Genomic DNA, 14993 nt, shown 5'->3' on the forward strand with positions numbered 1-14993 from the left:
ACGAATTTTCCGTATCCGGTACGCGACATTGGCATTCGCGACGTCGCCAAAAAATATTGTTTTGTTGCGCTGCGGCACGAGATCGCTATAATCGGGTTATTCCGTAGGTATAAACCCTGATAAGGAGCCGCCATGGACACCACATCGAATGTCGTCCGTTCCACCCCCGCTGCCAACACGTTCTTCGGCAAGCTGCGCGCGCTGGCGCTGCATGCGCTGAACCTGCATCTGCAGAACTGCGCAGTGATCGCCGAAGCGTACCGTCGCCCGAACTAAGCGCGAGTTTCCCGCGCGGGCCCCGCAAGCCCCAGCTGTCGTGTCAATGCCCGCTCGAGTAGCGGGCATTGTGCTTTCTGGCCCCGTCAAGCGGAGCACGTTCAGCGAGTCGGCTCCCAGTCCTACCAGATAGACGCCCGCCGTCAGCCAATTCCGGGCTGCCATCGCCGTTTCCCTTCCTGATATCGTGCTTCCGCTCCTGATTACGGCACGCCCAACCGTGATCTTGATGCCGCGGTTGCGCCGGCCCGATGCCTCGCATCACGCGAGGAAGCATTACAATCGCGCGCTTTTGACGCGCGACGCGCAAGTGAACTGACGGCAAAATTGCTAATGCTGTCAACCTTTTGCACGTTTTGCCGTTATCACTTTGTAATCGCCGCCACAGGCGATACCGCGCGTGACGACCCGTCGCCGCGACCGCTCCTCGCAAGGCCCGCATTGACCATGTTCCACCGACTTCAACACAGCTTCGAGCGCCTCCCCGCGCTGCTCGGCCGTGCATCGAAAGCGCTTGGCAGCCGGGGACTTCTGTCGCCCGTGCTCGCGCTCGTCATTTGCGGGCTGCTGCTGGTCGTGCTGCAGCATCTGTCCGAGGCAGTGAATTACCGTTCGGTGATCCGCGAACTGCGCCAGTTGTCGGCGCGCGAGTGGATCGGTGCGCTCGGCGCGACCGCGCTCAGCTACGTCGCGTTGGTCGGGCGCGACGCGGTCGGCCTGCGCTATCTCGGCGCGAGCGTGCCGCGCGCGGCGCTGTGGGTCGGCGCGACGGCCGGTTCGGCGCTCGGCAATGCGACCGGTTTCGGCGCGCTGACAGGCGGAGCGGTGCGCGCGCGCGTGTACGGCGTCGCGAACATCACGCCCGCGCAGATCGGCCGCATGACGGTGTTTACGAGCGTGTCGCTCGCGCTCGCCCTCGTCTTGATGACCGCGCTGGGCATGGTCTGCATGGCGGGCCAGCTCGCGCCGATGCTGCATCTGTCGCCAGTCGCGCTGCGCTGGAGCGGCGCTGCGCTGCTGCTCGCGCTGGCGCTCGCCGCGGCCGCGTGCCGTCGGCAAACCCGGCCGATCCGCACGCGCTGGCAGTGGCTCTCGTTCGATATTCCCGCGCGCCGCGATCTGCTCGCGCAGGTTGCGCTGGCGGTGCTCGACGTGGTCGCCGCGGGCCTCGCGTTGTGGGCATTGCTGCCGCATGCGAACGTGAGCTTCGTCGGCTTCATCACCGTCTACGCGGCCGCGATGCTGCTCGGCCTGATTGGCCATACGCCAGGCGGCGTCGGCGTGTTCGAAGCGGCGATGGTGTTCACGCTGAGCGGCAGCGTGCCGATGCATCAGATGGTCGCCGCGCTGCTCGCGTATCGCGCGATCTATTTCGGCGTGCCGCTGATCGCCTCCGCGGCGCTGCTCGCGGGCTTCGAGGGGCGCGCGCTGAAGAATCGTCTGTCGATGTTGCAGGCGGAGCGCGTGTCGGAACTCGCGCCGCTGTTTCTGAGCCTCGTCACGTTCGTGGTCGGCGGCATGCTGGTCATTTCGAGCGCGACGCCGGCGTTCTGGCAGCGCATTCATATGCTGCGCGACCTGGTGCCGCTGTGGGTGCTCGAAAGCTCGCAGATGCTATGCAGCGTGCTCGGCGTGCTGCTGCTGTTCGTCGCGCGCGGCCTGCTGCGGCGGCTCGATGCGGCATGGTGGATGACGCTCGCGCTCGCGTTGCTGAGCCTCGCGCTGTCGCTGACCAAGGGTCTCGCGTTCGTCGAAGCCGGTGTGCTCGGCATGCTGATCGTGCTGTTGCTCGCGACGCGCAAGCGCTTCAACCGTCATTCGTCGCTGTTCGCGGAGCGTTTCACGGCCGGCTGGCTCGTGTCGGTCGCGATGGTGCTGATGCTCGCGACGTGGGTCATGCTGTTCGCTTTCCGTGACGTGCCGTACACGGGCGATCTGTGGTGGCAATTCGCGTTCGACGAGCGCGCGCCGCGCGCGCTGCGCGCGACGCTCGCCGCGAGCGTGTTCGCCGCGACCTTCTCGTTCTGGCAATTGCTGCGTCCGGCGCCGGGCCGCTTCGTGAAGCCGGCGCCCGAAGATCTGCACGACGCCGCGCGCATCGTGCGCGCGCAGGAACGCAGCGATGCCGGTCTCGCGTTGATGGGCGACAAGAGCTTCCTGTTTTCGGAGTCGCGCGAGGCGTTCCTGATGTACGCGAAATACGGCCGCACGTGGGCCGCGTTGCACGATCCGGTGGGGCCGCGCGAAGAGTGGGCGGGTCTCATCAGCAAGTTCGTCGCGCTCGCGCATGCACATGGCGGTCGCGCCGCGTTCTACCAGGTGCGTGCGAATGCGCTGCCGCTGTATCTCGACGCTGGCCTCACGCTGCTGAAGCTCGGCGAGGAAGCGCACGTCGTGCTCGACGACTTCGATCTGAAGGGCTCGCATCGCGCGCATCTGCGCTATGCGCTCAAGCGCGGCGAGCGCGACGGCTTTAGCGTCGAAGTGATCGATCAGGCCCATGTGCGGGCCTCGCTCGAAACGCTGCGCGGCATTTCCGACGGTTGGCTCGACAGCCGCGACGCGCGCGAGAAGAGCTTCTCGGTCGCGGCTTTCCATGACGAATACCTCGCCGCGCAGTCGGTGATGCTGGTGCGCCAGAACGGCGAGCCGGTCGCATTCGTGACCTTCATGACGACCGATATGAATACCGAGGCGACCGTCGGCGTGATGCGTCACGTCGAAAGCGCGTCGCCGTATGCGATGGAATATCTGTTCACGCAGCTCGCGCTGCATCTGAAACAGGCGGGCTTCCGCTCGCTCAGTCTCGGCATTGCGCCGCTCTCCGGCGTGCAGCCGACGCCGCTCGCGTCGCGCTGGCATCGGCTGGCCGGCATCGTGTGGCGCTTCGGCGGCCGCTTCTACAACTTCCGCGGACTGCGTGCTTTCAAGAGCAAGTTCCAGCCGCGCTGGGAGCCGCGTTATCTCGCGGCATCCGGTTCGGGCGTGTTCTTCACGCTCGCGGACCTGTCGCTGCTGGCAGGAGGCCGGCGTTCATGACATTGCATCCGTTGTTCCGGCTCGCCGTCGCGGCAAGCGTTCTGAGTTGCGGCGCACTCGCGCACGCGGCCACCACCACCGTGCCCGGCGGCCGCTATGGCGACGTGCGCGTGACGCAGCCCGAGGGGCCGCTGCGCGGCTTCGTCGTGCTGTATTCGCAGGCAAGCGGCTGGAGCGCAGCCGATCAGCAGAGCGCCGATGCGCTCGCGAAAGCGGGCGCGATGACGGTCGGCGTCGATACCGCGCACTACGCGGCCAACCTTGCCGCGAAAAAGGAAACCTGTCATCAGTTGGTGGGCGATGCCGAGGCGCTCAGCCATCAGCTCGAACGGCAGTCGCAGTCGAGCCGCTACTTCGCGCCGATCGTCGCGGGTACGGGGCAGGGCGCGACGCTCGCGATGCACGTGCTCGAGCAGGCGCCGTCCAATACGATCGCGGGCGCGGTGTCGGTCGACGCCGATCACACGCTCGACGCGCGCTTCGAACCGTGTCCGCCCGACCCGACCGTGATTCGCGACAAGGTGCCGGGCTTCGTCGAAAAGGCGAGCACGGGCAATGCCGATCGCGCGCGTCTCGTTGCATTGCTGACGCCGCATCTGCAGCCGGTCTCGATCAGCGCCGACGACGTGTCCGACCTGCCGCTGATCGAATTGCCGGCCGCGCATCCGAACGGCTTGATGGCGATCGTGATTTCCGGCGATGGCGGCTGGCGCGATCTCGACAAGACGATCGGGCAGGCACTGCAGAAAGATGGGGTGTCGGTGGTCGGCTGGGACAGCCTGCGTTATTTCTGGAGCGAGAAGCCGCCCGCGCAAACGAGCCGCGATCTCGCGCGGGTGATGCAAACCTATGGCGAGCGCTGGCACGCGCAGCATATCGCGCTGATCGGCTATTCGTTCGGCGCCGACGTGATGCCGTTCGCGTATAACCGTCTGCCGCAGGCGCAGCGCGATAAGGTGTCGCTGATTTCGCTGCTCGGCTTCGCGCCCGACGCCGATTTCCAGATCCGCGTCGGCGGCTGGCTCGGCATGCCCGCGAGCGACAAGGCGCTGAACGTGCGCCCCGAGTTGACGCATGTGCCGCCGTCGATCGTTCAATGCTTCTATGGCGAGAGCGAGACCGACACGCTGTGTCCGGCGCTCGACAAGACCGGCGTCGAAGTCATCCGCACGACCGGCGATCATCACTTTGGCCGCGATTACAACGCGCTCGAGCAACGCATTCTCGCGGCATTCAAAAAGCAGAGCGGCGTGCGCGATTGATGTCGGTGTTGGTCGTCTCAGCGGGGCGCGCTTGCCGGTGCCGCCCCGTTTTTCTTGTGTGGCACTGCCGCACTGCGCGGAGATTGACAAAGCTTGCCGAGTCGACGAAGATCGCCGACATGAACTGCCTCGACATCCGTATTGCGCTGATTATCAGCATCATTCATCGAATGGTGGGTTAGCGCGCGTCGATTTGCAGTCACACATAACCTGCCAAACGAGGCGGGTTTTTTTATGTCCGCTTTCAGGTTCATTCTCTGCCTGCCTCCTGGCGAACATGCCGCGATTGCTATCGTTCGATGTCGATCGCCGTTGATGCGTTGTTGCATCGAATGTTGCCACCCAGGAGCTTGCCGTGCTGTTAAACGAACTCGAACAGGCCGCCGCAGCGGCCGGGCGCGTCGCGCCGTCTCACGACTACCTGAAAAAGACCCTGACCGCGCGCGTCTACGACGTGGCGCGCGAGACCGAACTCGAACGCGCGCCGAACCTGTCGGCGCGGCTGCGCAACCCGGTCTATCTGAAGCGCGAGGACAACCAGCCGGTGTTCTCGTTCAAGCTGCGCGGCGCATACAACAAGATGGCGCATATTCCGGCCGAGGCGCTCAGTCGCGGCGTGATCACCGCGTCGGCGGGCAATCATGCGCAGGGCGTGGCGTTATCGGCGGCACGCATGGGCGTGAAGGCGATCATCGTCGTGCCGGTGACGACGCCGCAGCTCAAGGTCGACGCGATCCGCACGCATGGCGGGCCGACCGTCGAGATCGTGCAGTTCGGTGAGTCGTATAGCGACGCCTATGGTCACGCGGTCAAGCTGCGGGAAGAGCGCGGCCTGACCTTCGTGCATCCGTTTGATGACCCCTACGTGATCGCCGGCCAGGGCACCGTCGCGATGGAAATCCTCAGCCAGCACCAGGGGCCGATTCACGCGATCTTCGTGCCGATCGGCGGCGGCGGTCTCGCGGCCGGTGTCGCTGCATACGTGAAATCGGTGCGCCCCGAGATCAAGGTGATCGGCGTGCAGACCGACGATTCGTGCGCGATGGCCGCGTCGTTGAAGGCGGGCGAGCGCGTGACGCTGAACGAAGTGGGCCTGTTCTCCGACGGCACCGCGGTGAAGCTCGTCGGCGAAGAAACCTTCCGTCTGTGCCGCGAATATCTCGACGAAGTGCTGCTCGTGAACACCGATGCGCTGTGCGCCGCGATCAAGGACGTGTTCCAGGACACGCGCAGCGTGCTCGAACCGGCGGGCTCGCTCGCGGTGGCCGGCGCCAAGCAGTATGCCGAACGGGAAGGCATCGAGAACCAGACGCTGATCGCGATCACGTCGGGCGCGAACATGAACTTCGACCGCATGCGCTTCGTCGCCGAACGCGCGGAAGTGGGCGAAGCGCGCGAAGCGGTCTTCGCGGTGACGATCCCCGAAGAGCGCGGCAGCTTCAAGCGCTTCTGCGAGCTGCTCGGCACGCGCAGCGTCACCGAGTTCAACTACCGGATCGCCGACGCGAACTCGGCGCATATTTTCGTCGGCGTGCAGATCCGCAATCGCAGCGAATCGGCGCAGATCGCCGGCGCCTTCGAAGCGCACGGTTTTGCCACCGTCGACCTGACCTTCGACGAACTGTCGAAGCAGCACATCCGCTACATGGTCGGCGGCCGCTCGCCGCTCGCACGCGACGAACGACTGTTTCGCTTCGAGTTTCCGGAACGTCCGGGCGCGCTGATGAAATTCCTGTCGTCGATGGCGCCGAACTGGAACATCAGCCTGTTCCACTACCGCAACCAGGGCGCGGACTACAGCTCGATTCTGGTCGGCATTCAGGTGCCCGGGAGCGACCACGCGGCGTTCGAGCGCTTCATCGAAACGCTCGGCTATCCGTGCTGGGAAGAGACGAAAAATCCCGTCTATCGACTGTTTCTTGGCGAGTTGAAGCTCGTTTAGCGGATTGGGGTTTACCTGAGGGCACGCCATGCCGCAGCACGAGCCGCGTGTCGTCCAAATCGCCGGAAAATCCCACCAGTCTTGCGTTTGCGGCCGAAACAGCAGCGCGGCGCTGGCTCCCGCCTTACACCTTCTATCGCGCAACGCGATACGGCCTATCCGCCATATCGCATTGCGGGATAGGCGTCGCGATCGTCACACTGAGCGCAAATTTCATCACCGCATTCAGGAGACATACATGCGCACCCAAGTCGGCATCATCGGTGCAGGGCCCGCTGGCCTGCTTCTTTCCCATCTGCTTCATTTGCGCGGTATCGACTCGGTCGTGCTCGAAACGCGCACGCGCGATCAGATCGAATCGACGATTCGCGCCGGCGTGCTCGAGCAGGGCACGATGGACCTGCTGACGCAAACCGGTCTCGGCGAACGCATGAAAGCCGAAGGCGCGCTGCATCACGGTTTCGAACTCGCGTTCGAAGGCAAGCGTCGCCGCATCGATCTGACCGGCCTCACCGGTCATGCGATCACGGTTTATGCCCAGCACGAAGTCATCAAGGATCTAGTCGCGGCGCGCGTCGCCGCGGGCGCCGAACTGCGTTTCGGCGTATCGGAGACGTCGGTGCACGGCATCGATACCGATAAGCCGTCGATCCGCTATCGCCACGAAGGCGCGGAGCACGAACTGCAATGCGACTTCGTGATCGGCTGCGACGGCTCGCAAGGCGTGTCGCGCCAGGCGATCCCGCAGACGCTGCGCAAGGATTTCGAGCGCGTCTATCCGTTTGGCTGGTTCGGCATTCTGTGCGAAGGCCCGCCGTCGTCGGACGAGCTGATCTACGCGCGCCACCAGCGCGGCTTCGCGCTGATCAGCACGCGCTCGCCGAACGTGCAGCGCATGTATTTCCAGTGCGATCCTAAGGACTCGGTCGACAACTGGTCCGACGATCGCATCTGGGCCGAGCTGCATGCGCGCGCTGATTCGGACGAAGGCCACAAGATCATCGACGGCAAGATCTTTCAGAAGAACATCGTCGGCATGCGCAGCTTCGTGTCGACGACGATGCAATATGGCCGCCTTTTCCTCGCTGGCGACGCCGCGCATATCGTGCCGCCGACTGGCGCGAAGGGCATGAACCTCGCGGTCGCCGACGTGAACGTGCTCAGCAAGGCGCTCGACGCGTTCTACAAGGAAAACCGCGCCGATCTGCTCGACCGTTACAGCGAAACCGCGCTCAAGCGCATCTGGCGCGCCGAGCACTTCTCGTACTGGATGACCAGCATGCTGCATCGTATCGAAGGCGCTTCGGCGTTCGAGCAGCAACTGCAGGTCGCCGAGCTCGAGTACGTGACGACGTCGCGCACGGCCGCGACAGTACTGGCGGAGAACTACGTCGGCGTCGCCGGCGCGCAGATGCAGGCGCAGCTATAAGCGCTACTGCAAGCACCGCGCGATCATCGGGATCGCTAATTGATCGACAGATCCCGATGCGCGGCCGCCTGAAACTCCTTGGGCGTGACGCCGGTCCGCTTGCGGAAATAGCGGCTGAAATAGGCCGCATCTTCGAAACCGAGCGCATGCGCGATCTGTTTGATGCTCGAACCCGAGTAGACCAGATCGCGCTGCGCCTCGCGTATCAACTGATCGTTGACGAGCGACAGCGGCGAATGGCCAAGCTCCTCACGACAGATGCGCCCCAGTTGCGCCGCGGTCACCCCCAATTTTTCCGCATAAAAATCGATTGGCAGATGCTCGCGCACATGCGTGGCGATCAGTTCGCGTAGCCGTTTGATCTGCGCGGCGCGCCGGTCATTGACGGTCGCGCCCGCGCTCGAGGCGGCATCGGTCAGCCGGGCGACCTGCACAAAAAGTGCAATCATCAGCGACATGCCCGCGGCGATATGGCCGCGCGCGCTGCCGCGAAATTCCTGCTCCAGCAAACCGAACAAGGGCATCAACGTGCGCTCGCCGACCGAGGGCCGCACGGGAATCAGCGCGGGCCGTTGCAGCACCGGCACGAGGCCCGGCGACACCGCTTTAGAAATCGACTCCAGCGCGCGCTGCGCGGCCGTAATCACGAGCCCGTCGATCTCCGGCGAAAACACGAAACCATGCACCGTTTGCGCTGGAATCAGGATCAGGCATGGCGCTTCGATCGTGAGCTTTTCGCTTTCGATCAGCACGTGGCCCGAACCGCTGCGGATATAGAGAATCTGCAGCAATGCATCGTGCCGGTGCGCGGCGATATGCCAGTCGTTCGGACGACTGCGCTCGACGATCCATTCGAAATTGAACGCGTCGTACCACGGCGGCCGCGCGGACTCTCCGTACAGATCGTAGTTAGGGATATTCCTCATGCGGTTTTGTCTCCAATGTTCGAATTGTCCTGCGATGCGCTGCCTTTGTCCAATTTCGTCCCGAACCGCGTGGCTATACTTTTTTCCATCGAAGACGCGGTCGAATGATGCAGTTTGGTGAAGCCGGCCAACCTAAGCTCGCCGCGATCGTGAACATGGAGATCGGGAGGACTAAGCAAATGAATCAACGGAAAGATCGGCGCGACACACCCGCCAACGCGCGACACTGGCTCGGGCTCGAAGGCAGCGTCTGCGTCGTGAGCGGCGCGGCGGGCGGCATCGGCAGCGCGATTGCTCAGGTGTTGGGCGACGCTGGCGCACGCGTGGCGCTGCTCGATCGCGATGAGCAGAAGTGCCGTGACGTCGCGCAAGCGCTGAACGCGAGCGGTGTCGAAGCGCTGGCGCTCGCCTGCGATATCGGCGACATCGATAGCGTGCGCGGCGCGGTGTCGGAGCTCGAAGCGCGCCTCGGCGTCGCCGATGTGCTCGTGAACAACGCGGGCCTGTTGCGGCCGGGGGGCATCGAAGAGATTGGCCTCGATGCATGGAATGCGATGCTGCGCGTGAATCTGACCGGCTACATGCTGTGCTCGCAGCAATTCGGTCAACGCATGCTGAAGCGCGGCGCTGGCGCGATCGTGCATGTCGCGTCGGTGGCCGCGCATCATCCGCAGACCTATAGCGGCGCTTACAGCGCGGGCAAGGCCGGCGTCACGATGCTGTCGAAGCAGATCGCGGCGGAGTGGGGACCACGCGGTATTCGCAGCAATACCGTGTGCCCGGGCATGATCCGCACGCCGCTGTCGGCGGCGTTCTACGAGCACGGCGATATCGAACGCCGGCGCAGCGCGATGACGGCGAGCCGCCGGATCGGCGAGCCGAACGATATCGCCGATGTCGTCGCGTTTCTCGCGAGCGAACGCGCGGCCTATGTGAACGGCGCCGAAGTCGTCGTCGATGGCGGCTTCGAAAGCATGCTGATGGACCTCGTGCCGCGTCCCGGCTTCGAAGCCACCCAGGCCGCGCAAGCCACCCAGGCCGACCGCCAGGTCCGCGCGTAAGGAGACCATCATGACCAACGCAACATGCGGCGCGACACTCACGTGCGACGTGCTCGTGATCGGTTCGGGTGCGGGAGGGCTGTCGACCGCGATCACCGCGCGCAAACACGGTCTCGATGTCGTCGTGATCGAGAAGGAGCCGTTCTTCGGCGGCACGACCGCGTTTTCAGGCGGTGTGCTGTGGATTCCGGGCAACCGTCACGCAAAGAGCAACGGCGTCAGCGATACGCGCGAAGCGGCGCTGACCTATTTGCGCAGCGAAACCGGCGCGTGCTTCGATGCCGCCGCAGTCGACGCGTTTCTCGACACGGGCCCTGAGATGCTCGACTTCTTCGAGCGCGAAACGACCGTCAAATTCGTGCCGACGCTGTATCCCGACTATCACCCGAACGTGGGCGGTGGTGTCGACATTGGCCGCTCGGTCGTCGCCGCGCCGTTCGATGCGCGCGCGCTGGGCGAGGACATCTCGCGATTGCGCCCGCCGCTGAAGACGATCACGTTCATCGGCATGATGTTCAACTCGTCGAACGCGGACCTGAAGCACTTCTTCAATGCGACGCGTTCGCTCACCTCCGCGCTGTACGTCGCGAAGCGCCTCGCGAGCCATCTGAAGGATCTTGCGCTGTACCGGCGCGGCGTGCAGATCACGAGCGGTAACGCGCTCGCCGCGCGGCTCGCGAAGTCCGCGCTCGATCTCGGCATTCCGATCCATACGAACACGGCCGCTCGCGAGCTGACCGTGGAGAACGGCGGCGTGACCGGCGCGCTCGTCGCCGGACCGCAAGGCGAGATGCGCATCGTCGCGCGACGCGGCGTGGTGCTCGCGTGCGGCGGCTTCTCGCATGACGTCGCGCGGATCGCCCGTGCGTATCCGCATCTGCGGCGCGGCGGCGAACACCTGTCGCCGGTGCCGCGCGGCAATACGGGCGACGGCGTCGGCATGGCCGAACGTCTCGGTGCGCGGGTGGCGATCCGTTTTCCGCAGCCCGCCGCATGGATGCCGGTGTCGCGCGTGCCGATGAGCGACGGCAGCGTCGGCGTGTTTCCGCATCTGGTGGATCGCTACAAGCCTGGCGTGATCGGCGTGACGCGCGCGGGCAAGCGCTTCACCAACGAAGCGAATTCGTATCACGACGTGGGTGCCGCGATGATCGAGGCCTGCGCGAACGAACGCGAAACCGCGATGTGGCTGATCTGCGATCACGCGACGATCCGCAAATACGGGCTCGGTTATGCGAAGCCGGCGCCCGTGCCGCTCGGCCCGCTGCTGCGCAACGGCTATCTGAGCAAGGGCCGCACGCTCGCGGAACTCGCGCGCAACGCGGGTCTCGACGGCACGGCGCTCGAGGCGACCGTGAAGCGCTACAACGCCGACGCGGTGCGTGGCGAGGATCGCGAATTCGGCCGCGGTACGACGTCGTTCAATCGCTATCTGGGGGACCCGGAGCACCAGCCGAACCCGTGCGTCGCGCCGATCGGCGACGGTCCGTACTACGCGCTGAAGGTCGTGATGGGCGATCTCGGCACCTTCGACGGCATCTCGACGAACATCACCGGCGAAGTGCTCGACGTGAAAGGCGCACCGATCGCCGGCCTGTACGCGGTCGGCAACGATCGCGCGAGCGTGATGGGCGGCAACTATCCGGGCGCGGGTATCACGCTCGGGCCGATCATGACGTTCGGCTATATCACCGGCCGTCATCTCGCGGGCGCGAGTGTGACAAGCGCAAACAGCGCGAAGAGCGCAAGCAACGCGGCCCCCCGCGCAGCCGAAACCGTATTAAGGACCGGCACATGAGCCAGGGCAAACCTTTCGTCGATCATCGCATCTACACGATCCGTCCGCGCGGCATGGCGGAGTTCATCGACGTTTTCGACCGGCTCGCGATGCCGATTCAGCTCAAGTATCTGGGCGCGCCAGTCGGCTTTTACATGAGCGATATCGGCGCGCTGAACCAGGTCGTGCATCTGTGGGGCTACGAGAGCATCGGCGACTACGATCAGCGCCGCACCGCGCGCGATGCCGATCCGGAGTGGCCCGCGTATCTGCAGGCGTCTGCGCATCTGATCGTCGCGCAGGAAAGCCGCATCATCAGGCGAGTCGACTTCAGGACGCTGACGATGCTGCGCTAGCCGCCCGTTCGAGGAGGAGACAGGCATGAACGAACGGACAGCGCGACGCTCGCAAGCACGGTCGCGACCACCGTCGCGGCGTCCGCGTGTTGAACAGCAATTCGAACAATAAGAAAACACCTCTTCATCTCAAGGAGACATCGCAATGAACCAGCTGAAAGGAGCACGCACATGAGCCGCTCCGAACGCAGTGTAGACGTGCAGGCCTTTATCGACGGACAGCGCTTCTCGCCGTTTCAATGGACGATTCTGGTGCTGTGCTTTCTGGTCGTCGCCGCCGACGGTTTCGACACCGCCGCGGTCGGCTTCATCGCGCCGTCGCTCGTGCAGCAGTGGGGCATCGCGCGCAGCGCGCTCGGCCCGGTGATGAGCGCGGCGCTGGTGGGACTCGGCATCGGCGCGCTCGCGGCCGGCCCCTGCGCGGACCGCATCGGACGCAAGACGGTGCTAGTGCTGTCGGTGTTCTTCTTCGGGCTGTGGAGTCTCGCGGCGGCCCGCGCGAGCTCGATCGAATCGCTGACCTTGCTGCGCTTTTTCACCGGCCTCGGTCTCGGCGCGGCGATGCCCAACGCGGTCACGCTGATGGCCGAGTACGCACCCGCGCGGATTCGCGCGGTCGCCGTCAATGCGATGTTCTGCGGCTTTTCAGGCGGTCTCGCGATCGGCGGTCTCGCATCCGCATGGCTGATTCCGCATTTCGGCTGGCCGAGCGTGCTGGTCGCCGGCGGCGCCGGTCCGCTCGTGCTGAGCGTGATGCTGATACTGTTTCTGCCGGAATCGGCGCAATTTCTCGCGGTGCGTAAGCGCGCCGATCAACGGATCGCGCGAATCCTGCAACGCATCGCGCCCCACGATCGCTTCGACGGATGCCGTTTTTTCGCGGTCGACGTGCGCCGCAATACCGGCGACGCACGTTCGCAATGGGCGCTCGCGATCATTCTGTCGGCGCGCTACCGCTTCGGCACGCTGATGCTGTGGCTCGCCTATTTCATGGGGCTACTGATTTACTATCTGCTGACCAACTGGCTGCCGACGCTGTTCAAGGACACCGGCTTCTCCGGTGAAAAGGCCGCGTTGATGACGTCGCTGTTTCCGCTCGGGGGCATCCTCGGCAATCTGTGCGTCGGCTGGGTGATGGATCGCTTCGCCGGGCATCGCGTGATCGCGTTCACCTATGTCCTCGTCGGCGCGCTCGTGTTGCTGGTCGGGCGGGGCGTCGGCCATCAGATCTGGCTCGGGACGCTGATCTTCCTGACCGGCACGGTCGCGACCAGCGCGGTCACGTCGATGTCGGCGCTCGCGGCGAGCTTCTACCCGACCCGGGCGCGCGCGACGGGCGTGGCGTGGATGCTGGGAATCGGCCGCGTCGGCGGCGTGGCGGGCGCGCTCATCGGTGCGGCGTTGATGGGGCTCGGCTGGCACTTCGGCGCCGTGTTCAGCCTGCTCGCGGTGCCGGCCGTGATCGCGGCGGGCGGGGTGGTATTGATGATGCGGCGCGAGCCGCTCGATCACGCATCGGTCGATGAAAACGTCGGCGCCATAGCGATCGAATGAGCGCAGCGTCGGGCGTGCCGCTACGCTCGAACAACGCGCGACCGCTCAGGACGCGCGCAGCAACGCCATTTCGTTGTGCAGCAGCGCGAGCAATTCGTCGTCGGTTGGCCGCGTGCCCCAGTGGCGCGCGCCGGCCACCGACGCGATCGCCATCCACGAATGCGGTGGAAACCATTCGCGCACCAGCGTGCCGTCCTGGCGCAGGCACAGCTGGCCGGTCAGCTCGCTGTATTCGGCGCAAATGTGCGCACCGTCGACCTGCGCGGTTACTCGTCTCGGATCATTGCGTAGCACGTCGTCGCTCCTGTCAAAGGGGTGGCGCGAATGCAAGCGCGACACGGTGGCGCGATGGACGCCACCTGCCGTCTATCAATGGTCATGCCCGCGATCGTCATGACCATGACCATGACCGTGCCAGCCGTTGTCGTGCCAGTCGCCGTGCGGGCCGCGTGCATCGCGCCATTCGCCGTGGCGACGTTGCCACTCGCGCCGCTCCCACTGGCGACGCTCCCAATAGCGATGACCATCGTAGTAGCGTTCGCCGTACCAGCCCGGAGCGACTATGACCGCGGGAGGCGGCGCAGGCGCATAGACGGGCGCGGGCTGCACATAGACGGGCGGCGGAGCCTCGACCACGGCGGGCGCGACCGCGATGCCCGGCACGCCGATGTTCACGCCGACATCGACGTGCGCGAAAGCGGCCGATGATGCGCCGATCGCGAGACCCGCGACGACGGTCAACGATACCCAGCGGCTGCGTGAAAGACTCATGATTGTTCTCTGTTGTGTGGATGTCTGTGATGGAGTGGCGAGCCGGACGCGCACCTACTGCGCGTGATGGCCCGTCAATAACGTTCGTAGTAGTGGTCATGATGCGGATGATCGTCAGGGACGACGATGCAGCCGCTCAACGCGCCACCGAGCGTGGCGGCAAGAATGACCAATGCGAGGATTTTTTTCATGATGTTGCTCCCTGAAATCTGTGATGCGAGTGCCTGTCGTGCGAAGCATTTCATCTGATGCGCTTTCGTTTGAACCGAACTCTACTGAGCGGCGCGATTACCGGTGTGTTTGTGTGTAACAGGACGTGTCGATCCGAGCTCGCGCCGAAACGTCGATGCGAGTGCGATGAACGAGGAGGGAAGGCGCCGCGGGTTACGGGTCGAAATGCCGGGCGACTGTCAAGCGCGCGGGCAAACCCTTGAAGGGTCTATGAAAAAAAACGCCTTCAAAGGCAGACGAAGCATGGATTCGAAGCGAAGGTTCCGCGCCTCGATTGCTGAAAAAAGAAGCGCATCGATTTTCGGCATGTGTATGCGGCGCAGATACATTCGGTTGCAGACTGGGTAAGAAGTTCGGTAGTGAGCTCGG

The 14993-nt window shown here is 64.7% G+C and carries 13 protein-coding genes; 9 read left to right on the forward strand and 4 right to left on the reverse strand.

What is annotated here, in order from left to right:
* Positions 1–132: 132 nt before the first annotated feature.
* The 3 genes from OKW30_RS08200 to OKW30_RS08210 all read left to right on the forward strand — a co-directional run bounded on the left by OKW30_RS08200 (position 133) and on the right by OKW30_RS08210 (position 4577).
* Positions 133–276 carry a hypothetical protein gene (locus OKW30_RS08200; protein ID WP_429346453.1) on the forward strand — a complete coding sequence of 48 codons (144 nt, stop codon included), beginning with the start codon at positions 133–135 and terminating at the stop codon, positions 274–276.
* 447 nt (positions 277–723) lie between these two features.
* Positions 724–3315: a bifunctional lysylphosphatidylglycerol flippase/synthetase MprF gene (mprF, locus tag OKW30_RS08205; protein WP_429346454.1), complete on the forward strand. Its 2592-nt coding sequence runs from the start codon at positions 724–726 to the stop codon at positions 3313–3315.
* The gene (locus OKW30_RS08210; RefSeq protein ID WP_429346455.1) at positions 3312–4577 is read left to right on the forward strand and encodes a virulence factor family protein; all 1266 of its coding nucleotides are present in this window, start codon (positions 3312–3314) and stop codon (positions 4575–4577) included. Before mprF ends, OKW30_RS08210 begins: the two co-directional genes overlap by 4 nt.
* Positions 4578–4594: 17 nt before the next feature.
* Here the strand turns inward: OKW30_RS08210 and OKW30_RS08215 are convergent, their stop codons facing one another.
* Positions 4595–4831 (reverse strand): hypothetical protein, encoded by a 237-nt coding sequence (locus OKW30_RS08215; RefSeq protein ID WP_429346456.1) that lies wholly within the window; start codon positions 4829–4831, stop codon positions 4595–4597.
* 101 nt (positions 4832–4932) lie between these two features.
* Here OKW30_RS08215 and ilvA point away from each other — a divergent pair, with 101 nt between their 5' ends.
* Positions 4933–6519, forward strand: a complete 1587-nt coding sequence (gene ilvA / locus OKW30_RS08220; RefSeq protein WP_429346457.1) for a threonine ammonia-lyase, biosynthetic — start codon at positions 4933–4935, stop codon at positions 6517–6519.
* Between the two features lie 238 nt (positions 6520–6757).
* Positions 6758–7948, forward strand: a complete 1191-nt coding sequence (locus OKW30_RS08225) for a 4-hydroxybenzoate 3-monooxygenase (RefSeq protein ID WP_429346458.1) — start codon at positions 6758–6760, stop codon at positions 7946–7948.
* Between the two features lie 35 nt (positions 7949–7983).
* On the opposite strand, the gene OKW30_RS08230 is transcribed toward OKW30_RS08225, so the two are convergent.
* Positions 7984–8874, reverse strand: coding sequence for a helix-turn-helix domain-containing protein (locus OKW30_RS08230; protein WP_429346459.1), 891 nt, complete (start codon positions 8872–8874; stop codon positions 7984–7986).
* Between the two features lie 179 nt (positions 8875–9053).
* Between OKW30_RS08230 and OKW30_RS08235 the strand changes: the two genes are divergently transcribed.
* The 4 genes from OKW30_RS08235 (at position 9054) to OKW30_RS08250 (ending at position 13622) form a co-directional block, all read left to right on the forward strand.
* Positions 9054–9935 (forward strand): SDR family NAD(P)-dependent oxidoreductase, encoded by an 882-nt coding sequence (locus OKW30_RS08235; RefSeq protein ID WP_429346460.1) that lies wholly within the window; start codon positions 9054–9056, stop codon positions 9933–9935.
* Positions 9936–9945: 10 nt separating this feature from the next.
* Entirely contained in the window at positions 9946–11733 is a 1788-nt protein-coding gene (locus tag OKW30_RS08240; protein WP_429346461.1) for an FAD-dependent oxidoreductase, read from the forward strand.
* A complete protein-coding gene (locus OKW30_RS08245) occupies positions 11730–12068 on the forward strand; it encodes an NIPSNAP family protein (protein ID WP_018417780.1) in 339 nt (112 codons plus the stop codon). The genes OKW30_RS08240 and OKW30_RS08245 overlap by 4 nt, the downstream gene beginning before the upstream one ends.
* 171 nt (positions 12069–12239) lie before the next feature.
* On the forward strand, positions 12240–13622 hold the full coding sequence (locus OKW30_RS08250) for an MFS transporter (protein WP_429346462.1): 1383 nt from the start codon (positions 12240–12242) through the stop codon (positions 13620–13622).
* 45 nt (positions 13623–13667) lie between these two features.
* Here the strand turns inward: OKW30_RS08250 and OKW30_RS08255 are convergent, their stop codons facing one another.
* Together OKW30_RS08255 and OKW30_RS08260 are read right to left on the reverse strand one after the other, a co-directional pair.
* The gene (locus OKW30_RS08255; protein WP_026225344.1) at positions 13668–13916 is read right to left on the reverse strand and encodes a hypothetical protein; all 249 of its coding nucleotides are present in this window, start codon (positions 13914–13916) and stop codon (positions 13668–13670) included.
* 75 nt (positions 13917–13991) lie between these two features.
* Positions 13992–14393, reverse strand: a complete 402-nt coding sequence (locus tag OKW30_RS08260) for a hypothetical protein (RefSeq protein ID WP_429346463.1) — start codon at positions 14391–14393, stop codon at positions 13992–13994.
* Positions 14394–14993 lie beyond the last annotated feature (600 nt).

This window comes from Paraburkholderia sp. Clong3 (assembly GCF_050436485.1).
GTDB classification, from domain to species: domain Bacteria; phylum Pseudomonadota; class Gammaproteobacteria; order Burkholderiales; family Burkholderiaceae; genus Paraburkholderia; species Paraburkholderia tuberum.

What these genes read in the sequence shown, in the direction of transcription:
- OKW30_RS08230 (WP_429346459.1), bottom strand. Translation starts at nt 8,874, where the DNA reads ATGAGGAATATCCCTAACTACGATCTGTACGGAGAGTCCGCGCGGCCG.
- OKW30_RS08225 (WP_429346458.1), top strand. Translation starts at nt 6,758, where the DNA reads ATGCGCACCCAAGTCGGCATCATCGGTGCAGGGCCCGCTGGCCTGCTT.
- OKW30_RS08215 (WP_429346456.1), bottom strand. Translation starts at nt 4,831, where the DNA reads ATGAACCTGAAAGCGGACATAAAAAAACCCGCCTCGTTTGGCAGGTTA.
- OKW30_RS08200 (WP_429346453.1), top strand. Translation starts at nt 133, where the DNA reads ATGGACACCACATCGAATGTCGTCCGTTCCACCCCCGCTGCCAACACG.
- OKW30_RS08260 (WP_429346463.1), bottom strand. Translation starts at nt 14,393, where the DNA reads ATGAGTCTTTCACGCAGCCGCTGGGTATCGTTGACCGTCGTCGCGGGT.
- OKW30_RS08245 (WP_018417780.1), top strand. Translation starts at nt 11,730, where the DNA reads ATGAGCCAGGGCAAACCTTTCGTCGATCATCGCATCTACACGATCCGT.
- OKW30_RS08210 (WP_429346455.1), top strand. Translation starts at nt 3,312, where the DNA reads ATGACATTGCATCCGTTGTTCCGGCTCGCCGTCGCGGCAAGCGTTCTG.
- OKW30_RS08240 (WP_429346461.1), top strand. Translation starts at nt 9,946, where the DNA reads ATGACCAACGCAACATGCGGCGCGACACTCACGTGCGACGTGCTCGTG.
- OKW30_RS08250 (WP_429346462.1), top strand. Translation starts at nt 12,240, where the DNA reads ATGAGCCGCTCCGAACGCAGTGTAGACGTGCAGGCCTTTATCGACGGA.
- OKW30_RS08235 (WP_429346460.1), top strand. Translation starts at nt 9,054, where the DNA reads ATGAATCAACGGAAAGATCGGCGCGACACACCCGCCAACGCGCGACAC.
- mprF (WP_429346454.1), top strand. Translation starts at nt 724, where the DNA reads ATGTTCCACCGACTTCAACACAGCTTCGAGCGCCTCCCCGCGCTGCTC.